Source organism: Flagellimonas olearia (assembly GCF_004150225.1).
Taxonomy (GTDB): domain Bacteria; phylum Bacteroidota; class Bacteroidia; order Flavobacteriales; family Flavobacteriaceae; genus Flagellimonas; species Flagellimonas olearia.
In genome coordinates this window covers 148922-168650 of sequence record NZ_ML142911.1, presented here as the reverse complement: position 1 = coordinate 168650, position 19729 = coordinate 148922, and the positions used below count along the sequence as shown (strand labels likewise).

At 43.7% G+C, this 19729-nt stretch carries 24 protein-coding genes; 14 read left to right on the top strand and 10 right to left on the bottom strand.

Features of this window, described 5'->3' with window-relative positions:
* The 6 genes from DN53_RS12780 (at nt 1) to DN53_RS12755 (ending at nt 7079) form a co-directional block, all read left to right on the top strand.
* Nucleotides 1-1965: a DUF3857 domain-containing protein gene (locus DN53_RS12780; protein WP_129654677.1), complete on the top strand. Its 1965-nt coding sequence runs from the start codon at nt 1-3 to the stop codon at nt 1963-1965.
* Nucleotides 1966-2025: 60 nt separating this feature from the next.
* The gene (locus tag DN53_RS12775; protein ID WP_129654675.1) at nt 2026-2352 is read left to right on the top strand and encodes a nucleotide pyrophosphohydrolase; all 327 of its coding nucleotides are present in this window, start codon (nt 2026-2028) and stop codon (nt 2350-2352) included.
* A gap of 70 nt (nt 2353-2422) precedes the next feature.
* Complete coding sequence (locus DN53_RS12770; RefSeq protein WP_129654673.1) at nt 2423-3652, top strand: 3-phosphoshikimate 1-carboxyvinyltransferase; 1230 nt, start codon at nt 2423-2425, stop codon at nt 3650-3652.
* An 86-nt stretch (nt 3653-3738) separates the two neighbouring features.
* The gene (gene queA, locus DN53_RS12765; RefSeq protein ID WP_116217355.1) at nt 3739-4788 is read left to right on the top strand and encodes a tRNA preQ1(34) S-adenosylmethionine ribosyltransferase-isomerase QueA; all 1050 of its coding nucleotides are present in this window, start codon (nt 3739-3741) and stop codon (nt 4786-4788) included.
* Between the two features lie 76 nt (nt 4789-4864).
* Complete coding sequence (gene rlmN, locus DN53_RS12760) at nt 4865-5905, top strand: dual-specificity RNA methyltransferase RlmN (protein ID WP_129654671.1); 1041 nt, start codon at nt 4865-4867, stop codon at nt 5903-5905.
* Nucleotides 5906-6104: 199 nt separating this feature from the next.
* Nucleotides 6105-7079: a polyprenyl synthetase family protein gene (locus DN53_RS12755; RefSeq protein ID WP_129654669.1), complete on the top strand. Its 975-nt coding sequence runs from the start codon at nt 6105-6107 to the stop codon at nt 7077-7079.
* Nucleotides 7080-7188: 109 nt separating this feature from the next.
* Here the strand turns inward: DN53_RS12755 and DN53_RS12750 are convergent, their stop codons facing one another.
* Nucleotides 7189-7437, bottom strand: coding sequence for a zinc-ribbon domain-containing protein (locus DN53_RS12750; RefSeq protein WP_129654668.1), 249 nt, complete (start codon nt 7435-7437; stop codon nt 7189-7191).
* 37 nt (nt 7438-7474) lie between these two features.
* The gene (locus tag DN53_RS12745; protein WP_207211122.1) at nt 7475-7825 is read right to left on the bottom strand and encodes a 7(1) septoil knot domain-containing protein; all 351 of its coding nucleotides are present in this window, start codon (nt 7823-7825) and stop codon (nt 7475-7477) included.
* A 105-nt stretch (nt 7826-7930) separates the two neighbouring features.
* Here DN53_RS12745 and DN53_RS12740 point away from each other — a divergent pair, with 105 nt between their 5' ends.
* Nucleotides 7931-8560, top strand: a complete 630-nt coding sequence (locus tag DN53_RS12740; RefSeq protein ID WP_242502137.1) for a 2OG-Fe(II) oxygenase — start codon at nt 7931-7933, stop codon at nt 8558-8560.
* 5 nt (nt 8561-8565) lie between these two features.
* On the opposite strand, the gene DN53_RS12735 is transcribed toward DN53_RS12740, so the two are convergent.
* Both DN53_RS12735 and DN53_RS12730 read right to left on the bottom strand, forming a co-directional pair.
* Nucleotides 8566-8874 (bottom strand): phosphoribosylpyrophosphate synthetase, encoded by a 309-nt coding sequence (locus DN53_RS12735; RefSeq protein ID WP_129654666.1) that lies wholly within the window; start codon nt 8872-8874, stop codon nt 8566-8568.
* Between the two features lie 9 nt (nt 8875-8883).
* Nucleotides 8884-9414, bottom strand: coding sequence for a flavodoxin domain-containing protein (locus DN53_RS12730; RefSeq protein ID WP_129654664.1), 531 nt, complete (start codon nt 9412-9414; stop codon nt 8884-8886).
* A 168-nt stretch (nt 9415-9582) separates the two neighbouring features.
* Here DN53_RS12730 and dnaG point away from each other — a divergent pair, with 168 nt between their 5' ends.
* The gene (dnaG, locus tag DN53_RS12725; protein WP_129654662.1) at nt 9583-11556 is read left to right on the top strand and encodes a DNA primase; all 1974 of its coding nucleotides are present in this window, start codon (nt 9583-9585) and stop codon (nt 11554-11556) included.
* Between the two features lie 61 nt (nt 11557-11617).
* Here dnaG and DN53_RS12720 read toward each other — a convergent pair whose 3' ends face one another.
* Nucleotides 11618-12247 (bottom strand): response regulator, encoded by a 630-nt coding sequence (locus DN53_RS12720; RefSeq protein WP_129654660.1) that lies wholly within the window; start codon nt 12245-12247, stop codon nt 11618-11620.
* A 166-nt stretch (nt 12248-12413) separates the two neighbouring features.
* Nucleotides 12414-13202, bottom strand: coding sequence for an NAD(+) synthase (gene nadE, locus DN53_RS12715; RefSeq protein WP_129654658.1), 789 nt, complete (start codon nt 13200-13202; stop codon nt 12414-12416).
* Between the two features lie 65 nt (nt 13203-13267).
* On the opposite strand from nadE, the gene gldB reads away from it, so the two are divergent.
* Both gldB and gldC read left to right on the top strand, forming a co-directional pair.
* Nucleotides 13268-14245, top strand: a complete 978-nt coding sequence (gene gldB / locus DN53_RS12710) for a gliding motility lipoprotein GldB (protein ID WP_129654657.1) — start codon at nt 13268-13270, stop codon at nt 14243-14245.
* Complete coding sequence (gene gldC, locus DN53_RS12705; protein WP_129654656.1) at nt 14246-14578, top strand: gliding motility protein GldC; 333 nt, start codon at nt 14246-14248, stop codon at nt 14576-14578. It abuts the gene before it with no gap.
* A 3-nt stretch (nt 14579-14581) separates the two neighbouring features.
* Here the strand turns inward: gldC and DN53_RS12700 are convergent, their stop codons facing one another.
* A complete protein-coding gene (locus DN53_RS12700; RefSeq protein WP_129654655.1) occupies nt 14582-15082 on the bottom strand; it encodes a hypothetical protein in 501 nt (166 codons plus the stop codon).
* An 83-nt stretch (nt 15083-15165) separates the two neighbouring features.
* Here DN53_RS12700 and DN53_RS12695 point away from each other — a divergent pair, with 83 nt between their 5' ends.
* Nucleotides 15166-15552 (top strand): GTPase, encoded by a 387-nt coding sequence (locus tag DN53_RS12695; protein ID WP_129654654.1) that lies wholly within the window; start codon nt 15166-15168, stop codon nt 15550-15552.
* A 27-nt stretch (nt 15553-15579) separates the two neighbouring features.
* On the opposite strand, the gene DN53_RS12690 is transcribed toward DN53_RS12695, so the two are convergent.
* From DN53_RS12690 to DN53_RS12680, 3 genes are all read right to left on the bottom strand, one after another.
* A complete protein-coding gene (locus DN53_RS12690; RefSeq protein ID WP_129654653.1) occupies nt 15580-16305 on the bottom strand; it encodes a pirin family protein in 726 nt (241 codons plus the stop codon).
* 103 nt (nt 16306-16408) lie between these two features.
* Nucleotides 16409-17023, bottom strand: coding sequence for a ribosome biogenesis GTP-binding protein YihA/YsxC (gene yihA, locus DN53_RS12685; RefSeq protein ID WP_129654652.1), 615 nt, complete (start codon nt 17021-17023; stop codon nt 16409-16411).
* A 2-nt stretch (nt 17024-17025) separates the two neighbouring features.
* The gene (locus DN53_RS12680) at nt 17026-17790 is read right to left on the bottom strand and encodes an alpha/beta fold hydrolase (RefSeq protein WP_129654651.1); all 765 of its coding nucleotides are present in this window, start codon (nt 17788-17790) and stop codon (nt 17026-17028) included.
* A gap of 261 nt (nt 17791-18051) precedes the next feature.
* Here DN53_RS12680 and mraZ point away from each other — a divergent pair, with 261 nt between their 5' ends.
* Genes mraZ through DN53_RS12665 form a run of 3 tightly spaced genes read left to right on the top strand, consistent with a single transcriptional unit; the run spans nt 18052 to nt 19728 of the window.
* Nucleotides 18052-18507, top strand: coding sequence for a division/cell wall cluster transcriptional repressor MraZ (mraZ, locus tag DN53_RS12675; protein WP_129654650.1), 456 nt, complete (start codon nt 18052-18054; stop codon nt 18505-18507).
* Nucleotides 18500-19402, top strand: a complete 903-nt coding sequence (gene rsmH / locus DN53_RS12670) for a 16S rRNA (cytosine(1402)-N(4))-methyltransferase RsmH (protein WP_129654649.1) — start codon at nt 18500-18502, stop codon at nt 19400-19402. The genes mraZ and rsmH overlap by 8 nt, the downstream gene beginning before the upstream one ends.
* Before the next feature lie 8 nt (nt 19403-19410).
* Entirely contained in the window at nt 19411-19728 is a 318-nt protein-coding gene (locus DN53_RS12665; RefSeq protein WP_116217374.1) for an FtsL-like putative cell division protein, read from the top strand.
* Nucleotide 19729: the final 1 nt, after the last annotated feature.

The window sequence follows — 19729 nt, the reverse complement described above, 5'->3', positions numbered from 1 at the left end:
ATGTTGTATAAGAGGTTGGCTTTATGGGTGGTACTTAGCCTTCCAGGGCTGCTCTTTGCCCAGCAGACAAATGAGTTTGGGATATTGGACCAGTTCGAAAAAGACTTTAAGTCTTATGTGAAGGATACCACCGCCGCTGCCATCTATCTCTATGAAAAAGGTGAAAACTATTTTGAGGCGAGGCAAGGGTATATTTGGTTGATCACAACCTACCATGCAAAAAAGAAGATACTCAAGAAACAAGGTTTTGATGAGGCTGAGATCATTATTCCGTACTACCGCGCCAAGGCGGGGAGGGAAAGAGTCAATGCGATAAAGGCAATCACCCACAACGGGAACAGAAAACAAGTGGTTGCCAGCGACAAGATTTTCGATGTGGATGTGAACGAACGGCTGTCCCAAATAAAATTCACTTTTCCGAGTGTAGAGGTGGGTTCGGTTTTGGAGTATAGCTATGAAATCCAATCTCCTTTTTTCTATAATCTTTCGGGATGGGAATTCCAAAGTGCGATTCCAAAGCTGTACTCGGAGTATAATGCCAAAATCCCCGGAAACTTTAAATACAATAGATCCTTGATTGGCGAAATAGGTCTGGATGTAAACGATGCCAGTATCAAGAAGAGTTGCTTTAGTGTGCCGGGTATTTCCCAAAGGGCGGATTGTGAGGTGTTGAAGTATGTGATGAAAGATGTACCCGCTTTTAAGGAAGATGAAGAATATATGCTTTCTTCGGACAACTATAGGTCCACGCTGGAGTTTGAGCTGTCGGAATACGTATCATTGGATGGCATCAAACAAAAATTTACCAAGACTTGGAGGGATGTGGATAAGGAGTTCAGGACCGATAAGGATATTGGCGGACAATTAAGGAAGAAGAATTTCTTTGAAAAAAATGTTTCACTGGATCTGATCACTGGAGGTGAAAGTGATTTGGAAAAGGCCAAAAACATCTATGGGTTCGTTAAGGAGCACTATACCTGGAACAACAAATACAGCATTTTTAGGAACAATAATGTAAAGGATGCCTTTGATAGAAGAACAGGAAATGTGGCGGAAATCAACATCACCCTTATCAATCTGCTCAATGCTGCCGATATAAAGACAGACCTCATGGTACTTTCTACCCGATCTCATGGGTTGCCCAAACGTAACCATCCGGTACTGTCCAATTTCAACTATGTAGTGGCCAAGACCACCATTGATGGAAAGGAATACCTGTTGGACGCCACCGAGAAGGAAATGCCCTTTGGGATGCTGCCCTATCGCTGTTTAAACTATTATGGAAGGGTCATGGATCTGGATGGGGAAAGTTATTGGTACGACATCCTTCCGGAAAAAAACAACAGCCGAAGCATACAGGTCAAGGCGGAACTGAAAGATGATAAGGCTGTGGGGACATTGGATGATATCACCATGGGTTATGAGGCCTTTTTCAAACGGGACCAGGTAGCCAAGACCTCTGAAGAAAAATATCTGGGAGAAATGGAAAGGGAGTTGGATGATGATTTTGTCATTCAAACCTATGAAACCAATTCCGAAAAATCGAATGAGAGAACTTTAGTGGAACATTTTGAGTTTGAGTTGCGGAACATCAACATGGATGCCACTGTTTTTTTTAACCCGTTTTTGGTCCGTTTTTTTGCCGTCAATCCTTTCAAATCGGAACAGCGGTACTACCCAATTGATTTTGGTTTCCTAAGAAATTATAGGTACATGGCAAACATAAAGATTCCTGAAGGGTACAGGGTTAAGGAGTTTCCAGAGGTGGTTAACTTGGCCTTGCCGGACCAAAGTGCCTTGCTTCGGTTTGAGTGCAAGGAATATCAAGGGGTAATCAACGTATATTTCAACTTTAAGCTCAATTCAACACAGTACAACAGTGAAGGATATGCTTACATAAAAAAGTTTTTCGAAAGGGCGGTAAATGTGCAGAACCAAAGCTACTTGGTGTTGGAAAAACTATAGGATTAGCCCAGAGCGTATTAAATTTGTACCAGAATTTTTGGTAACCTAAATAACATCAACGTGGATATACAAAATGCACAATTGGCCGTAGACGAATGGATCAAGAACCATGGAGTGCGTTATTTTAACGAGCTCACCAATATGGCCCAGCTCACGGAAGAGGTAGGGGAAGTGGCCCGGATCATAGCCCGGCGCTATGGGGAACAAAGTGAAAAAGAATCCGACAAGGCCAAGGACCTTGGGGAAGAATTGGCCGATGTACTTTTTGTGGTCCTTTGCCTGGCCAACCAAACGGGCATTGATCTTCAGGAGGCTTTTGATAAAAAATTGGAGATAAAGACCAAACGGGACCACGATCGTCACCAAAACAACAAAAAGCTTAAATAAAGTTGTTCTGCTAAACGGCCATTAGGTGCGTTTTTTCTAGTTTTGGACTTTCTATCAAACCACAATCATCTTGAGACTCCAACTTTCCGCTCCGCAAGACAAAAAACTGCAAAAAACCATTCAGATAACGGGTTCCAAAAGTGAGACCAACCGATCACTATTGCTACAGGCCCTGTTCCCCAATGTAAGGATTGAAAACCTTTCCAATTCCGATGATGGCCAGGTCATGCAAGAAGGACTGAAAAAGACGAGCGGGGAGGTCGACATTCACCACGCAGGCACCGCCATGCGTTTTTTAACAGGTTATTTTGCTTCGCAAGAAGGCAAAGAGGTGATTTTGACAGGTTCCCAACGTATGCAGGAGCGTCCCATCAAGGTTTTGGTGGAAGCCCTCAGAAATTTGGGCGCCCGTATTGAATATGTGAAAGAAGAAGGGTATCCGCCCATAAAAATTTCTGGAAAAAAATTGGACAAAGACAAGGTTTCCTTGCCGGCCAATATTAGTAGCCAGTATATTTCATCCCTACTTTTAATTGCCCCCAGTCTTAAAAATGGACTGGAGTTGGAGCTTGTAGGAAAGATCACTTCCGTACCTTATATCAAAATGACGCTGTCCCTTTTGGAGCAGATAGGTGTCAGCACGTCCTTTGAGGGAAATACCATCAAGGTGGAGCCCAAAGAAGCCGTCCGGGATACCACCCTTGTAGTGGAATCGGATTGGAGCTCGGCCAGCTATTTTTACAGTATTGTGGCCCTTTGTGAAGTGGGTACAACCATCCAATTGTCATCCTACAAAAAGAATTCTTTGCAGGGCGATAGTGTCATGGCGGAAGTTTATAAAGATTTTGGGGTGGAGACCACTTTTGGTGACCATACCATCACCTTGACAAAAACTACCGATGAGATTCCTGAAAAGGTGGAGTATAATCTATCCAATGCCCCGGATACCGCCCAAACCATCTCTGTTACCTGTTTGGGATTGGGAATGGGGTGCCATCTTACAGGATTGCATACCCTCCCCATAAAAGAAACCGATCGTTTGGCGGCCATGCAAACCGAGTTGACCAAATTTGGGGCAAAAGTGGAGATTGATGCCGAGAGCCTTACGTTGGAAGCCACATCGAATTTGACTTCCGGTGTTGCGGTAGATACGTACAACGATCACAGAATGGCCATGGCCTTTGGTCCCTTGGCGGTTAAAACTTCCTTTAGGGTCAATGATGCCGAGGTGGTTTCTAAATCCTATCCCGACTTTTGGAACGACCTGACCACCTTAGGTTTTGGTGTAGCTGAAATGTAATGGGCATTTAATCACCAAATTACTTGACATCCCCCTACACGAGGTTGTATATTTGCCCCTCTTAAAAAAATCGAAAAAAAGCTTAGATGAAATTATCAAACTTCAACTTTGAATTACCCAAGGAATTATTGGCCGAGTATCCTGCTGAAAACAGGGATGAATCCAAACTTATGGTAGTTCATAGGGACACTGGAAAAATTGAACACAAAATGTTTAAGGACCTTATCGATTATTTTGATGAAGGTGATGTAATGGTCTTGAACAATACCAAGGTGTTTCCAGCACGACTTTATGGAAACAAGGAGAAGACCGGTGCCCGTATTGAAGTTTTCTTGCTGAGGGAGCTTAACCAAGAACAACGGTTGTGGGATGTTTTGGTAGATCCGGCCAGAAAGATCAGAATTGGTAACAAGCTTTATTTTGGTGAAGATGAAAGTTTGGTGGCAGAGGTCATCGACAATACAACTTCCAGAGGTAGAACGTTACGCTTCCTTTATGATGGTTCATATACGGATTTTAGGAGAAAACTCCGTGAGTTGGGTGAAACACCACTTCCCAAATACATCAAAAGAAATGTTGAGCCGGAGGACGAGGAGCGATATCAGACCATCTATGCCAAATATGAAGGAGCGGTTGCGGCACCTACTGCTGGATTGCACTTTTCCAAGCACTTGTTGAAGCGTTTGGAGATCAAGGGAATCGATTTTGCCGAAGTAACCCTTCATGTTGGTTTGGGAACCTTCAACCCGGTTGAGGTAGAGGATTTATCCAAGCACAAAATGGACAGCGAGGAGTTGGTCATCGATGAAAAAGCCACAGAAGTGGTAAATTCGGCCAAGGATGACAAGAAGAAAGTATGTGCTGTGGGTACTACGGTAATGCGGGCCTTGGAGAGTGCCGTTTCCTCTGAGCACACCCTGAATACTTTTGAGGGATGGACCAACAAGTTCATTTTCCCCCCTTACGATTTTAGTATTGCCAATTGCATGATCACCAACTTCCATTTACCCAAGTCAACCTTGTTGATGATGGTATCTGCATTTGCCGGTCATGACCTGATAAAGAAAGCATACAAGCAGGCCATTTTGGAAGGGTATCGTTTTTACTCTTACGGGGATGCCATGCTTATCCTTTAGGATAAAACTTTAAATAGATAAGAATCCCGTTCGGTTCAACGACCAGCGGGATTTTTTTCTTGATTATCTTTAAACTGTGGAAACAAAGAAGAAAGACATACGGGCCTTGACCAAGGAACAACTACGGAATTTTTTCGTGGAGCGCGGCGATAAGGCTTTCCGGGGCAATCAGGTGTATGAGTGGCTCTGGCAGAAATCGGCCCACACCTTTGATGCCATGACCAATGTTTCCAAGGAGACCCGGCAAATGTTGGAGGAGCACTTTGTGATCAATCACATTAGGGTGGACCAAATGCAGCGAAGTTCGGACGGGACCATAAAAAATGCTGTACGCCTTCATGATGGTTTGGTGGTGGAATCCGTGCTTATTCCCACGGAGACCCGTACCACGGCCTGTGTGTCCAGCCAGGTGGGATGTAGTTTGGACTGTAGGTTCTGCGCCACGGCACGGATGAAGCGTATGCGAAACCTCAATCCGGATGAAATCTACGATCAAGTGGTGGCCATAGACAATGAAAGCCGATTGTATTTTGATCGCCCCTTGAGCAATATTGTTTTCATGGGAATGGGGGAACCCCTCATGAACTACAACAATGTGTTGAAGGCCATTGATATGATCACTTCACCAGAAGGATTGGGCATGTCCCCCAAAAGAATTACGGTTTCCACATCGGGGGTTCCCAAGATGATCAAGAAAATGGCCGATGAGGAGGTGAAGTTTGGTCTGGCGGTTTCCCTACATTCCGCCATTGATGAAGTTAGAACCTCCATAATGCCTTTCAATGCCACATTTTCTTTGGCCGATTTAAGGGAGGCTTTGGAATATTGGTACGGTAAGACTAAAAGCAGGATTACTTACGAATATGTGGTGTGGGAGGGTATCAATGATACCCAAGAAGCCGCTGAAGCCTTGGTCAAGTTTTGCAGGTTCGCACCATCTAAAGTCAACCTGATTGAATACAACCCCATAGATGATGGTGAATTCCAACAAGCATCAAGTGCTGCGGTGGATATGTACCAACGCACTTTGGAAAAAAATGGAATTACCGTTACCGTGCGCAGATCAAGAGGCAAGGATATTGATGCTGCCTGCGGACAGTTGGCCAATAAAGCGTAGTTTTGTCTGATGTCTGATGTCTGATGTCTGATGTCTGATGTCTGATTTCTGATGTCTGATTTCTGATTTCTGACGATTAACTATCATCCAATCATCGAGCATTTGGTCCATCTGTCCTAAAACTTACTCCTTCCTATGACCAACTCTGGCATTTTCGCTACTTTTAGGGTTTTAAATCAAATTAGCCAAACCCAACGCGTTGAAAATCGTTTCTCAGATTAGGGAACCCATTGAAGATGAGATGGAACTTTTCGAGGAAAAGTTTCTGAAATCCATGTCATCCAAGGTGGCTTTGTTCAATAGGATCACCTATTACATTGTTAACCGAAAGGGCAAGCAAATGCGGCCCATGTTTGTCTTCCTTACCGCAAAGTTGCTCAATGGTGAAGTCAATGAAAGAACCTATTGCGGAGCATCTATCATTGAGTTGATCCACACGGCCAGTTTGGTCCATGATGATGTAGTGGACGATAGCAACAAAAGGCGTGGTTTTTTCTCCATAAATGCCTTGTGGAAAAACAAGATTGCTGTTTTGGTGGGCGATTTTCTATTTTCCAAAGGACTTTTGGTAGCCTTGGAAAACAAGGATTACGATTTACTTCATATTATTTCCAATGCGGTTCGGGATATGAGCGAAGGAGAGCTCCTTCAAATTGAGAAAGCTCGACTTTTGGATATCACCGAGGAGGTCTACTACGATATCATTCGCCAAAAAACAGCCACCTTGATCGCAGCCTGCTGCAGTATGGGAGCCTGTTCCGTCCGCCCAGATTCTGAAGAAGTGGAAACTTTCCGGAAGTTTGGAGAGTTATGTGGTATGGCGTTCCAAATTAAAGACGACCTCTTTGATTACGGTGCGGAAAAGATCGGAAAACCCACAGGGATTGACATCAAGGAACAAAAAATGACCCTACCCTTGATTTATGCCCTTAACCAAAGCGATAAGGAAAAGAGAAGTTGGCTCATCAACTCCATCAAAAAACATAACAAGGATAAGAAAAGGGTAAAAGAGGTCATTGCCTACGTGAAGGAAATGGGTGGGTTGGAATATGCCGTGGAGAAAATGTTGGAGTTTAAGGACCAAGCCCTTGCTTTGCTGGACAATTATCCTGATTCAGATTACAAAGCATCTCTTACCTTGATGGTGAACTACGTTGTGGACCGTAAAAAGTAGTGTTCGTATCAGGGGACGAGTTCAAGCTCAAATTCAAGTTCATTCAGTTGTCAGTTCGAGCGCGGTCGAGAACGATAAAAATAAGCTTTACAAGATTTTCCGAGAGTCTTTATTTTGAAGAAATCAATGCCTGTTCCATTTCAGGGGTAAACTCTTCTTTATAATAGACCCGCTTGCAATGCGAACACTCTGCATAGCTGGTATTGTTTATGGTAAAAACGGGAATCCAGAATACATGGGCCTGATTGGCCTGGCGTACAGCGGTCAAAGTACCGGTTTGATGGCAGTGTGGACAAGCCACGTTATGTAGGGTCTTGGCTTCCTTTTTTCCTGACTTTGTTCCAAAGAAAAGAATCATACAGTACATTTTGTATTGCAAAGATACCGTGTTTGGTTTACTGTTGTATCAATAGGTCAATTTCATTTTTTAAGGAGTTCTGGCGCCAACCGGCCCTATAATCTGAGCCAACAAAGAACACCTTCAAATCGGCTTGATATTCCCTGTCGACCATGAAAATAGTAAAATCAGCCTGATACTCCCTATCGGTAAAATACCAAAGCCCCTCGTTACCGCGTACTTTGTAGTCCCGATCCACTTTATAAACCAAAAGATCGGCTTTGTAGTCTCGGTCCACTTCAAAAACATTGTAGTCAGCTTGATAATCTGCATTGGTTTGGAAAACCCTTTGAGACATAAGGCTTTGTGATAGAAATAGTAGGGCAAGAAGAGCTAGGGTATTTTTCATAATCACCTTTTTTTAATGGAATGATTTGTTTTAAATCAAATACCTTACCAATAATTGATTTTCCGTTTTTAAATATTTTCTACATTCGCGGACAGTTTTGAAAAATTGGAAGCCTATCACAGCGTAGAGAATTGGTTGTCCTGGATGGATGATATCTCTGATAAGGATTATGTGATTATTGATCGTTTTCTTCGGGATGAGCTTTATTCCGGGATTCGGTCATTTTTTCTCTCCAAGTTGCCCAATTTTAAGGAAGCGGGGATTGGAACCGACACCGATAACCAGATAGATAGTTCCGTACGGGGTGATTTTACCTATTGGTTGGATCGAAAAAGGGATGTGCAACTTGAACCTTTTTGGAATGTAGTGGATGAGGTATTGCATATGTTCAACCGCTACTGTTTTTTGAGTCTTTCCGGATACGAATTCCATTTGGCCCATTACCCATCTGGTGGGCATTACGATAAACATTTAGATCAGTTTGAAAACCGAAACAACCGTATGATCTCGGTGGTGATTTATCTCAATGAAGGTTGGCAAAACGGGGATGGGGGAGAATTGGAGATTTTTGATAAAGATGGGTCTAGCTTTTTGGTGGAACCTGTGGCTGGCCGTTGCGTAATGTTCAAGAGCGCCGAGGTTCCCCATGCGGTGCTCCAATCCCACAAAAGCAGATTTAGCTTAACCGGATGGCTATTGTACCAGCCTTCGGCCTTGGGACAGTTTTTTGGGTAGATTGATTACTTTTCTTGACAGGGTATTTTCTGGATCAAGTCCACATTTTGGTTATGATCTGCACTATTGGACATGACCAAGGTACCATGGGTGCCATCCTTTGCCCTTATGGCAAAAACCGTGGCTTGGTCACTGGGGTTGGTCATACCCTCAAAACGATACGATGCCAAAATGATCAGTTCGTTGGGCTGATATTCCTTTTTGGAATATAGGGCCTTGATGCAATCGTCCTTGGCTTCAAAGTCTTCTTTATATCCCTGTTGGGTCAAGGTATTCACGGCTTCGGATAGGGTGTCAAAATTATAGTTGTCCATAAGGTTAAGTTAATCAATATCATTGATAAATCCCAAAATGGTCGTTTTCGCCTTGCCCCAATCCGTATACTCGTGATCTTTGTCGGTATCAGTGGCACCGCCCTGTTTCTTGGCGATCATGCGCATGATCAATTTTTTGAAATAATCATATTGGGTATAGCGCAATGCCCCTGCCATCTGCCAAACGGTGCTGGTTTGCCAACCGGTCTCTTTCAAAAAATCCTTGGAAATCTTTTTGGCTTCCTCAAGCTCTTCCGGAATGTTGGAAGCCACGGCCATGCTTACCGAGAAAAAGGCACTTGGTTTACTGTTCAGTGTGTCCACATGGTTCATGATGTATTGTTTGGTGGCATTGTTGTACTTGTGCATATGGATGGAACTGCCCACAAAAACCACATCAAAATTGGAAGGAGCAGGTGGTTCTTCCATGGCATTGGAAATGGTAACTTGGTGCCTGGCTTCTTGGAGGACTTCTTCCATGAATCGAGCAATCTTTCGGGTCTGCCCTTCAATGGTCCCGTAAATGATCAAGATTTTCATGACTGTGTTGTTTTTTATTGTGATGCCCCAAAGTCACGAAAATAATCCGATGTAGTCTATGATAATGATCAGGATGGGAATGATATCCTTAAGATGTGAAATCTTAGAGTGCAATTGGCCAAAATTTCGTTTTTTAGCTACCTTTAAAGGCTGCAAAGAAGAATTCCATTGATTTCAAAAACCACCATAGATCAGGTATACGAAACGTCTCGGCTAGAGGAAGTAATCGGGGATTTTGTACAGTTGAAAAAATCAGGATCCAATTTTAAGGGATTGAGCCCCTTTACCGATGAGCGTACCCCCAGTTTTATGGTGAGTCCCGTAAAACAGATATGGAAAGACTTTAGTAGTGGCAAAGGGGGCAATGTGGTGGCCTTTCTCATGGAGCACGAACACTTTACCTACCCTGAGGCCATTAAATACCTGGCCAAGAAATACAACATTGAAATAGAGGAAACCGAGCAGACCGATGAGCAAAAAGAACAGGCCAATGAGCGGGAAAGTATGTATCTGGTCTCGGAATATGCCCAAAAGTATTTTTCCCAGACCCTGTGGGATAGTGAACCGGGAAAAGCCATAGGTCTCAGCTATTTTAAGGAGCGCGGTTTTACCGATGATACCATTCAAAAATTCGGATTGGGCTATAGCTTGGACGAGTGGGAGGCGTTTACCCAATCGGCCTTGGAAGAAGGGTATCAACTGGAGTTTCTGGAAAAAACTGGACTCACCATTGTTAAGGAGCAAACTGGGGGCGAGACCAAAAAGTTCGATCGGTTCAAAGGAAGGGTCATGTTTCCCATCCATTCCATGAGTGGCAGGGTGCTGGGATTTGGCGGTCGTATCCTTACCAATGATAAAAAGGCGGCCAAATACCTTAATTCCCCAGAAAGTGAAATCTATCACAAGAGCAAGGTGCTTTATGGGATTTATTTTGCCAAGCAGGCGATAGCCAAGGAAGACAATTGTTTTTTGGTGGAAGGTTATACCGATGTCATCCAGATGCACCAACGTGGGGTGGAAAATGTGGTGTCTTCCAGTGGAACGGCCCTTACACCGGAACAGATTCGGTTGATCAATAGGCTTACCAAGAACATCACCGTACTTTTTGATGGCGATGCGGCAGGGTTGCGCGCTTCGCTTCGCGGAATAGACTTGATCTTGGAGCAAGGCATGGACGTTAAGGTCTGCACCTTCCCGGATGGGGAAGACCCTGATAGTTTTGCCAAGAACAATACGTATGAGGATTTGGTACTCTATCTGGAAGAGAATGCCAAGGATTTTATACAGTTCAAAACTTCGATTTTGACCAAGGAAGCGGCCAACGACCCCATAAAGCGGGCCGATACGGTCAGGGATATTGTGAACAGTATCAGTAAGATACCCGATCGTATTAAAAAGGAGATCTACATTCAGGAATGTGCCAAGATGATGGAGATTTCGGAGGCTGTCCTTTACAACACCTTGGCCCAGATTGATAAAAAAGAGGCGACCGACGTCAATAAAAAACTCAAACAAGAGCAAAAAGCCTTCCAAGTGGTCAAAAATGACCCTGTAGTGGAAAAGGTGGATGTGCAATATGAGCTGGAGCGAAAAATCATCGAGATGCTATTGCTTTACGGAAACCAGAAGCAAGAGTTTGAGGACTTGGTGTTGAAAGAAAACGATGAGGGGGAGTTGGTCTTGGAACCCGAAGTCGTTGAGGCCAAAGTGTATGAAAAGGTCTATTTGGACCTTCAAGAGGACGAGATTGAACTCACCAATGCACAGTTTAGGGCCATCTATTACAAGCTTATTGAAAGCCTGAACGAGAATGATGATTTTGCGGTCAACACCTTTTTGTCCGAGTTGGATCAGGAAATCATTTCTGAAGTGTCTTCCATTTTAATGGAAGAAGAACAATATGTCCTGCACGATTGGGAGCGAAAGGACATCTATCCAAAAGAAAAGCAATCCGGAGTTGCACAGCTGGTGGGGGAGACCATCTTGACCTTACGCTGCAACCTTATAAAAAACCGGATACAGAAATTGCAGGAACACACCCAGGACAACAATGGGGATAACAGCGAAGTTCTGGAAGAAATCATGAACTACCTGCAATTGAACAAACTTCTGAACGCCAAACTGAATAGGGTGCTGTCCTAAAAAAGAAATCCCGGGCAAAATGCCCAGGATTTACCAGCTTTAGTTTGTTTGGGTTGGTTATTTAATAAAGTTCTAAAGCTTTTGCTTGTTGTAGTAGATCCACCAAGTTGTCCACATTTAACTTCTTCATTAAACGGGCCTTATAGGTGCTTACCGTTTTTTCATTGAGGTTGAGCCCTTCAGCTACCTCTTTGTTGCGTTTTCCACTGGCCAAAAGCTTTAATACCTCAACTTCCCTGGATGATAGTTTCCTAAAGAACCTTCTTGGTTTTTGGGTGCCCTCATCAAAGGCAAGGCGCTGGGCAAGTTCATTGGTGATGAACATATTGCCTTCACTCACCTTTTTTACAGCTGAGATGATGTAGTCCAAATCGGCAGTTTTGGACAAATAACCAAATGCACCGGCACGGATGGTGCTCAGGGCGTAGACATCCTCAGATTGTCCACTGTACATTAGGGTCTTAATGTCGGGGAACTCCAATTTCATTTTTCTTAGGGTGGCAATTCCATTGATTTCAGGAATATCCATTTCCAGCATGACCACATCGGGGGTAACTTTGGCAAGTGTCTCAAATAATTCAGAGGTTGTGGAAACGTCTGCAATGATCTCTATATCTTGACTGGATTCAAGCACTTGCTTAATGCCAAGTCTGACAATCGGGTGATTATCAGCAATCAATACTTTTATCATTTGGTTTGAGTTTAGTATAATTAATTAGTTGGTTAGTGACTAATTTACCTACATGGTATGGCAGGCAAGATAACAATTTGATGACGTAAAACTGTAATTTTTTTCTTAAAACCATAGAATTTCTATGGTTTTTTTCGTCTTAATTTGGGATTTTATGGTCAAAAGGTCATTTCAGGTCGCTTGGAATCTCACAAATGGGTATAGGAATCATCTTATGTTTGTTTGCTGTATTGAACCTTTTATAAATGGTGAAAACCTCTTTTTCCCTACCAGAGAAATCAGCTGCTGTTTTTCCTTGGTCATCCATTTTCATGGCCCATTCCAATTGGGGATATGACGCGCCTATTTGGTCCTCATCGGTTCGGCTATCGCCCCAAAGACCATCGGTAGGGGCTGCTTCCATAATATCTTGGTTCACCCCAAGTACCCGTCCCAATTCATAGACTTCGGTCTTTACCAAATCGGCAATAGGGCTCAAATCTACCCCTCCGTCACCGTATTTGGTGTAAAAACCTACTCCAAAATCCTCTACTTTGTTTCCGGTGCCAGCAACCAAGTAGCCTTCCAGTGCCGCAAAATAGTATAAGGTGGTCATCCGAAGTCGCGCACGGGTATTGGCAAGCGACATAAAGCGCTTTTCTTCATTTTCAACTTTTGGGAATGCATTGACGAGGCTATCAAAGACAGGGGTCAGGTTTACCGGTTGGCGGGATACATTGGAGAAATTCTCCATAAGCCAGTCAATATGCCGATCCGCACGGGTAACTTGGTTTTCACCTTGGTGGATGGGCATTTCCAAACATAAAAGATCAAGACCTGTTTTGGCACATAGGGTAGAGGTGACCGCTGAGTCTATTCCTCCAGAAACCCCGATCACAAAACCTTTGCATTTGGCATTTATGGCATATTCTCTAAGCCAATCTACTATATGGTCTATTACCTTTTCTGTTTGCATATCCTATTTTAAAATTCTATAAATTACCTTTGTGCCCTGTAAATTTAAACGCTGTTGCCTTAAAAATGAAGCGCTTGCCTAAATACTTTCTTTTTTACATTTTGTGTGGTTCCCTTTTTTTAATGTTGGGGTGCGAGGAAACTGATAAACGGGAGGAGGAAATTGCCCAAATTCCTGTTGATCTTGAGGTATTTCGGTTTGATCGCGAATTTGCCGAAGCGAAGCCCCAAGATATACCGGGGTTAAAATCCAAATATCCGTACTTGTTCCCTGAACAGTTTCCGGATAGCATATGGGTGGCCAAGTTGACCGATACCCTTCAGGTTGAACTTTCAAGGGAAGTGGATAAGGCATTTGGGGATTTTGGGCAGGAAGCGGAGGACTTGGAAGGACTTTTTAAGCACATCAAATATTATTTTCCCAATGTTGTGGTACCCAAAGTAGTGACCCTTACCTCGGATGTTCGGTACAATGATCGTATCATTCTCACAGATACCCTTTTGCTGATTGGTTTGGACAATTATTTGGGGGAGGACCATCATTTTTATGGAGGTATTCAACGGTATATAGCAGAAGGACTCGACAAAAAATTCCTGACTTCGGATGTGGCCAGTGCCTTTGCCAAGAAGGTGCTCAACTATCCCAGAAACCGAAGTTTTCTGTCGCGAATGGTGTATTATGGGAAGGAGCTATATCTGAAGGATAGATTATTGCCTTCCATTACCGATGCACAAAAAATAGGATATTCCCCAGAAGAAATGGATTGGGCCAAGGCCAATGAGGAACAAATGTGGAAGTATTTTGTGGAGCGCGAACTGCTTTACAGTACCGATTCACAATTGGATAGAAAGTTTTTGGACCCGGCGCCCTTTTCCAAATTCGGTCTGGAGCTGGACAATGAGTCGCCAGGTCGTTTGGGGCGGTATATGGGATGGCAGATTGTGAGAGCGTTTATGGAGAAGAATCCTGTCGGTCTGCAACAACTTTTGGATATGCCGGCCGATGAAATATTGAAAAAATCAAATTACAAACCCAGAAAATAAATGGCAGTAGAACATACTTCGGAAATAAAATTGACGGTAGGATTGGATGAGAACAGGGTTCCCGAGGAGCTCAGATGGTCGGCGCAGGATGGCGGTGTGGAAAATGAGGAAGCCAAGGCCATGATGTTATCCGTTTGGGATAGTAAAAACCAAGAATCGTTAAAGATCGATCTTTGGACCAAGGATATGCCGGTGGATGAGATGAAACTGTTTTTCCATCAAACTTTGGTGACCATGGCGGATACTTTCATGAAAGCTACGCAAGATGAAAAAATGACGGCGACCATGAAGGATTTTTGCGATTACTTCGCTGAAAAAATGGAGCTGAAATAAGCACTATTCCCCCAAAGGTTGGTCATACCGGTTGAATTTTGATTTTTCTTCGCCCCGAAGATCGAGGTGACGCTCAACTTTGTCTCTTGTAGGTCTTTGGAGAAAAAGATAGAAAATCAAAAAGGCTGCAATGATCAAGTAAGCAAGGTTTTGGGTGTTGTGGAAAATCACGATGCCAAATAAGGCCGGGCCCTCCAAAAAAGCATACTTAATGATACTGGCGGTTTGAAACCGAGCCAGTTTTTGGCGTAGATCAAGATCTTTGGGAATGCTTCCGATCATTTTATTGAAAATAAAGCCTCCAAGAAAAATTCCGGTGATAGCTATGAGGGGAATGATAGCCAAAAAAGCATCTCCCGAATCTGAAAAATCCAAATGGGAATTTTGCACCTGGGTGTAAAAGAAAATACCCAAAATCACGGGACCGGCCATGATGCCCATGTGTAAAAAGGATAGGGTTTTAATAAAACTATTGGGAGTGATCGGGGTGGTGGCGTTTTTCATAATTTGGTTTGTTGTATAAAGAAACACAAAATATCGACAAATGTGAAGACCTGCAATTTTTCAGGTGTATTGGAATCTAAACTATGAAAAGCGAAATACCACGACTTTTGTTGGTCTATAATGCCGATTCAGGCACCCGAAATGCCATTTTGGACAGCATGCATAAAGTGTTCAGTCCATCTACTTATGCGTGCAATCTCTGTGATATTACCCACGGCTTGGTTTCAGAGAACAGGGTCTGGAAAAAATTCCGAAAGGAGAGAGGTGGGCAATTGGAGTTTTTGCACAGGGATGAGTTCAAAAAGCAATATGCCAGTAAGTTTGGGGCCAAGTTCACATTTCCCATTGTCTTGGTGGAAACCCAAATGGATTTGGAGGTGTTCATCTCTACAAATGAGTTGAATCAACTTCAAACGGCCGATGAGCTGATTAACCTGGTTGAAAAGCGCTTGAAAAAAACGCCCCTTTAAAGGGGCGTGGTTAAGAGGTCTTGTGAATTATCCTATGGCTTCAAGAGCCATGGGTACTTCCATCAATAGAACCCTACTATCTGTTAGGGCGGTAAGGTCAAAAGAATTGGTTTCCCATAGACCAAAGCCATCGCGTTTCTCCAACCGCTGTCCGTTGATTTCAACTTCACCTTCCAAAACAAAGACATAAACACCATTCCCCTCCTTTTTTAAAGTATAGGTGTCCGAGGCATTGGGTTCAAATTTGCCCAAATGGAACCAAGCGTCTTGATGTGCCCAAACGCCATCATCTTCTGGGTTGGGTGAAAGCACTTGATAGAAAGCATTTTCCTTGGCGATATCCCGAATGGAAATTTGGTCGTATCGGGGCTCCACATTTCGTTGGTTGGGAAATACCCAGATTTGGAGAAACTTCACGTCCCTGTCATCATTTTTATTGTATTCGCTATGGAAAATCCCGGTTCCGGCACTCATTATCTGTACATCACCCTCTTTGATGGTGGTGGTGTTCCCCATACTGTCCTTGTGTTCCAAATCGCCTTCCAAAGGAATGGAAATGATTTCCATATTGTCGTGGGGGTGGGTGCCGAAGCCCTTTCCGGCCGCGACCTGATCATCGTTCAAGACACGGAGTACCCCAAAGTGCATCCGCTCTGGATTTTGGTAGCCTGCAAAGCTAAAGGTATGGTGACTGTTGAGCCACCCGTGGTCGGCGTGGCCTCTTGTAGCTGCTTTGTGCAATACGGTTTTCATGGTGTTAACCTTCTTGATTTATTAAATACTCAGTTATCCAGGGTAAGTCGTAAAAAGCAAGGTTGACTTACAGAACTTGCATAATGGGAATGGATGGAAACGGCTAAGAATTGTTGCTGAAAAAATCCTGATTGATTTGATCAATGAACCCCAACAGTTCTTCACGTCCCATTCGGTTGGAAGATGAAGTGGTAAAATGTGGAGGGACTTCTTCCCATGCGCTGTCCAGTAACTTTTGGAGATAGGCATTGGCCTGTTTCTCTATCACATTGGGTTTAAGCTTGTCCGCTTTGGTGAAAATTATGGCGAAGGGAATCTGATTGGTTCCCAGCCATTCCATAAACTCAAGGTCAATGGGTTGGGGGTCGTGCCGAATGTCCACCAATACAAAACCGCAGACCAGCTGCTTTCTTTTCTGAAAATATTCGGTAATATACTTTTGAAAGGTTTTTTTGTCCTTTTTGGAGACCCGCGCGTAGCCATACCCGGGCAAATCCACCAAAAACCAATTGTTGTTGATCTTAAAGTGGTTGATGAGTTGCGTCTTTCCGGGTTTCCCTGAGGTTTTAGCGAGGCTTTTGCGGTCTACCAACATATTGATCAAGGACGATTTTCCAACATTGGATCGTCCAATAAAGGCATATTCTGGCAACGGTTCATTGGGGCACTTGGCCACACTGGAGTTGCTCATGATAAAGTCCGCAGAAGTGATTTTCATGCTTAGAAGTTACGCTTTTTCAGCCAAGCCTCAAGGATGCGATTAAAGTCCTCGGGATGCTCCATCATGGGAGCGTGCCCACATTTTTCAATCCAAAACAGGTCGGAGTCGGGGAGCAGCTCGTGGAATTCCTTGGCCACATTGGGAGGGGTTACCGTATCATTTTCTCCCCAGATGATGCAAGTGGGCGTGTCCATATGCGGAAGGTCCTTGGACATATTGTGCCTAATGGCGCTTTTGGCAATGGCCAGGGTCTTTACCAATTTCATACGGTCGTTCACCGTGGCGAACACTTCATCCACAATTTCCTTGGTGGCCACTTCAGGGTCATAGAAGACATCTTGGGCCTTCTTTTTTATAAACTCGTAATCGCCACGTTTCGGGTAACCATCGCCCATGGCACTCTCATAGAGACCGGAGCTGCCTGTGATGACCAGCGCCTTGACCATATCCGGATACATTTTGGTGTGCAATAAACCAATATGTCCCCCAAGTGAATTCCCTAATAAAATGACATCCTTAAGTCCTTTATATTCAATAAACTCCTCCAAGAACTTGGCAAAGTTCTTCACGGTGGTTTTGAGTAGGGGCATTTCGTAAATGGGAAGTTCGGGAATCAGTATCTGATAGCCCTTTGATGGGAAAAATTCGGATACGCCTTGGAAGTTGCTCAATCCTCCCATAAGCCCATGCAAGATAATCATAGGGGTTCCTTCACCCATCTCTATATATCGGTACTTGCCGTCCTTGATTATATGCTCTTCCATCAATAGTCAGTTGGTCGAGGGGCAAATATAGGCATTTCATATAACACAAAATCCAGCTTATGTTATCTCTAAATCATGTTTTTTCAATTCAACCGTATATGTGTGCCCATGGCTGGAATTTTTTGCAGGATGTATTTAAGGTCAAATCATGGGCTTTTTATCGAAAAGTGGGGAATTTATTAACAAAAGTGTCTTTAAGTGGAGAAATGTGGAAATAAAATCAATATATTTGAGTTGTATTAAGTAACCAATTGATTTCTAGTGACCCATATCATCGGACAACATGATTGTAAGGCAGATTCAAAAGGAAGGGTTTTGTTGCCCATTTCCTTGAAGAATCAGCTTTTGCCTGTTTTGAAGGATGGGTTTGTGATAAAACGATCGGTTTTTCAGCAATGTTTGGAGTTGTATCCCAAGCAGGAGTTTGATGTCTTGATGCAGAAAGTCATGAAGAAGAGCAAGATCAACCGTAAGTACGATGCCTTTGTCAGGAACTTTGTGGCCGGTATGAAAGAAGTGGCCATTGATGGGGATTCAGGAAGGCTTCAGATACCAAAAAATCTGGTGGATTTTGCGGGAATTGAGAAAGAAGTAGTACTCAATGCGGTTTTCGACAAGATAGAGATCTGGGATAAGGACAAGTATGAAAAAGTCTTGGCCGAAGGAGAAAAAGATTATGCCGATCTAGCGGAAGAGATTTTTGCAGACGATGAGTAGTCCGTACCATAATCCGGTGCTTTTGCACGAGTCTGTGGACGGATTGAACATAAAACATGATGGAGTGTATGTGGATGTCACCTTTGGTGGTGGCGGGCACTCCAGGGAAATATTGAAAAGGCTTGGCGATGAGGGAAGGTTGTTTGCATTTGATCAAGATGAGGATGCCCTGCAGAACGCAATCGACGATGGACGGTTTCAATTGATCAATCAGAACTTTCGCTATCTCAAGCAGTTTCTAAAGTTCTATGGCATTCGGAAAGTTGATGGAATCTTGGCGGATTTTGGGGTTTCTTCCCATCAGTTCGATGAGGCCGAACGTGGCTTCTCCATCCGTTTCAATGCGGATCTGGACATGCGGATGAACCGCAACAATGAATTGTCGGCCTACGAGGTGGTCAATACCTATTCCCAGGAAGATTTGGCGTCGGTTTTATATCAATATGGTGAGTTGCGAAATGCGAGGGCCATGGCAAAGACCATTGAAGCCTCCCGTTCTGATGCACCGATCAGGACCACGGACGAACTTAAGGCGGTGCTGGCCGGTTTTCTGCCCAAGATGAAAGAGAACAAGATCCTGGCCCAGATCTATCAGGCTATCCGCATTGAGGTCAACCAAGAAATAGAGGTGCTCAAGGAGTTTTTGTTGCAAGTGCCCGATATGTTGGAAAAAGGAGGAAGGCTGAGTATGATCAGTTACCACTCCTTGGAAGATCGATTGGTGAAGCGCTTTATCCGGGCCGGAAGATTTGAGGGGGAACCCGAAAAGGATTTTTATGGGAATATAGATGTTCCCTTGAAAAAAGTTGGGGGTCTCATTGTGCCATCAGCAGAAGAAATAGCAAGGAACAATAGGGCGAGAAGCGCAAAACTCCGCATAGCGGAAAGAATATAGGGAACACTATGAGAAAAGGATTGTTGGACATATTAAAAGGAAAGTTTTTGGTGAGTGGGGATGCTCCCAAGAACTGGATGTTTTTGTTGTTTGCCTCTTTTCTGGCCGCCTTGATGATTTCCAGTAGCCATAATGCCGATAAAAAAGTACTCGAAATAGCAGCCTTGAACGAAGAAGTCCGGGAGTTGCGAAGCGAGTTTGTGGAAGGGCGTTCCCATGTGCAACAATTAAAATTGGAATCCACTTTAAGAAAGACGGTGGCGGAAAAAGGGCTTTTGCCCTCAGAAAACCCGCCCAGAAAAATCGTAGTTAAATCAGCGGAATAAG

What these genes read in the sequence shown, in the direction of transcription:
- DN53_RS12680 (WP_129654651.1), bottom strand. Translation starts at nt 17,790, where the DNA reads ATGGAAGAGCATATAATCAAGGACGGCAAGTACCGATATATAGAGATG.
- DN53_RS12750 (WP_129654668.1), bottom strand. Translation starts at nt 7,437, where the DNA reads ATGATTCTTTTCTTTGGAACAAAGTCAGGAAAAAAGGAAGCCAAGACC.
- DN53_RS12745 (WP_207211122.1), bottom strand. Translation starts at nt 7,825, where the DNA reads ATGAAAAATACCCTAGCTCTTCTTGCCCTACTATTTCTATCACAAAGC.
- gldC (WP_129654656.1), top strand. Translation starts at nt 14,246, where the DNA reads ATGGCAGTAGAACATACTTCGGAAATAAAATTGACGGTAGGATTGGAT.
- DN53_RS12690 (WP_129654653.1), bottom strand. Translation starts at nt 16,305, where the DNA reads ATGAAAACCGTATTGCACAAAGCAGCTACAAGAGGCCACGCCGACCAC.
- queA (WP_116217355.1), top strand. Translation starts at nt 3,739, where the DNA reads ATGAAATTATCAAACTTCAACTTTGAATTACCCAAGGAATTATTGGCC.
- gldB (WP_129654657.1), top strand. Translation starts at nt 13,268, where the DNA reads ATGAAGCGCTTGCCTAAATACTTTCTTTTTTACATTTTGTGTGGTTCC.
- DN53_RS12700 (WP_129654655.1), bottom strand. Translation starts at nt 15,082, where the DNA reads ATGAAAAACGCCACCACCCCGATCACTCCCAATAGTTTTATTAAAACC.
- DN53_RS12735 (WP_129654666.1), bottom strand. Translation starts at nt 8,874, where the DNA reads ATGGACAACTATAATTTTGACACCCTATCCGAAGCCGTGAATACCTTG.
- DN53_RS12730 (WP_129654664.1), bottom strand. Translation starts at nt 9,414, where the DNA reads ATGAAAATCTTGATCATTTACGGGACCATTGAAGGGCAGACCCGAAAG.
- rsmH (WP_129654649.1), top strand. Translation starts at nt 18,500, where the DNA reads ATGAGTAGTCCGTACCATAATCCGGTGCTTTTGCACGAGTCTGTGGAC.
- yihA (WP_129654652.1), bottom strand. Translation starts at nt 17,023, where the DNA reads ATGAAAATCACTTCTGCGGACTTTATCATGAGCAACTCCAGTGTGGCC.
- nadE (WP_129654658.1), bottom strand. Translation starts at nt 13,202, where the DNA reads ATGCAAACAGAAAAGGTAATAGACCATATAGTAGATTGGCTTAGAGAA.
- DN53_RS12720 (WP_129654660.1), bottom strand. Translation starts at nt 12,247, where the DNA reads ATGATAAAAGTATTGATTGCTGATAATCACCCGATTGTCAGACTTGGC.
- DN53_RS12695 (WP_129654654.1), top strand. Translation starts at nt 15,166, where the DNA reads ATGAAAAGCGAAATACCACGACTTTTGTTGGTCTATAATGCCGATTCA.
- DN53_RS12780 (WP_129654677.1), top strand. Translation starts at nt 1, where the DNA reads ATGTTGTATAAGAGGTTGGCTTTATGGGTGGTACTTAGCCTTCCAGGG.
- DN53_RS12665 (WP_116217374.1), top strand. Translation starts at nt 19,411, where the DNA reads ATGAGAAAAGGATTGTTGGACATATTAAAAGGAAAGTTTTTGGTGAGT.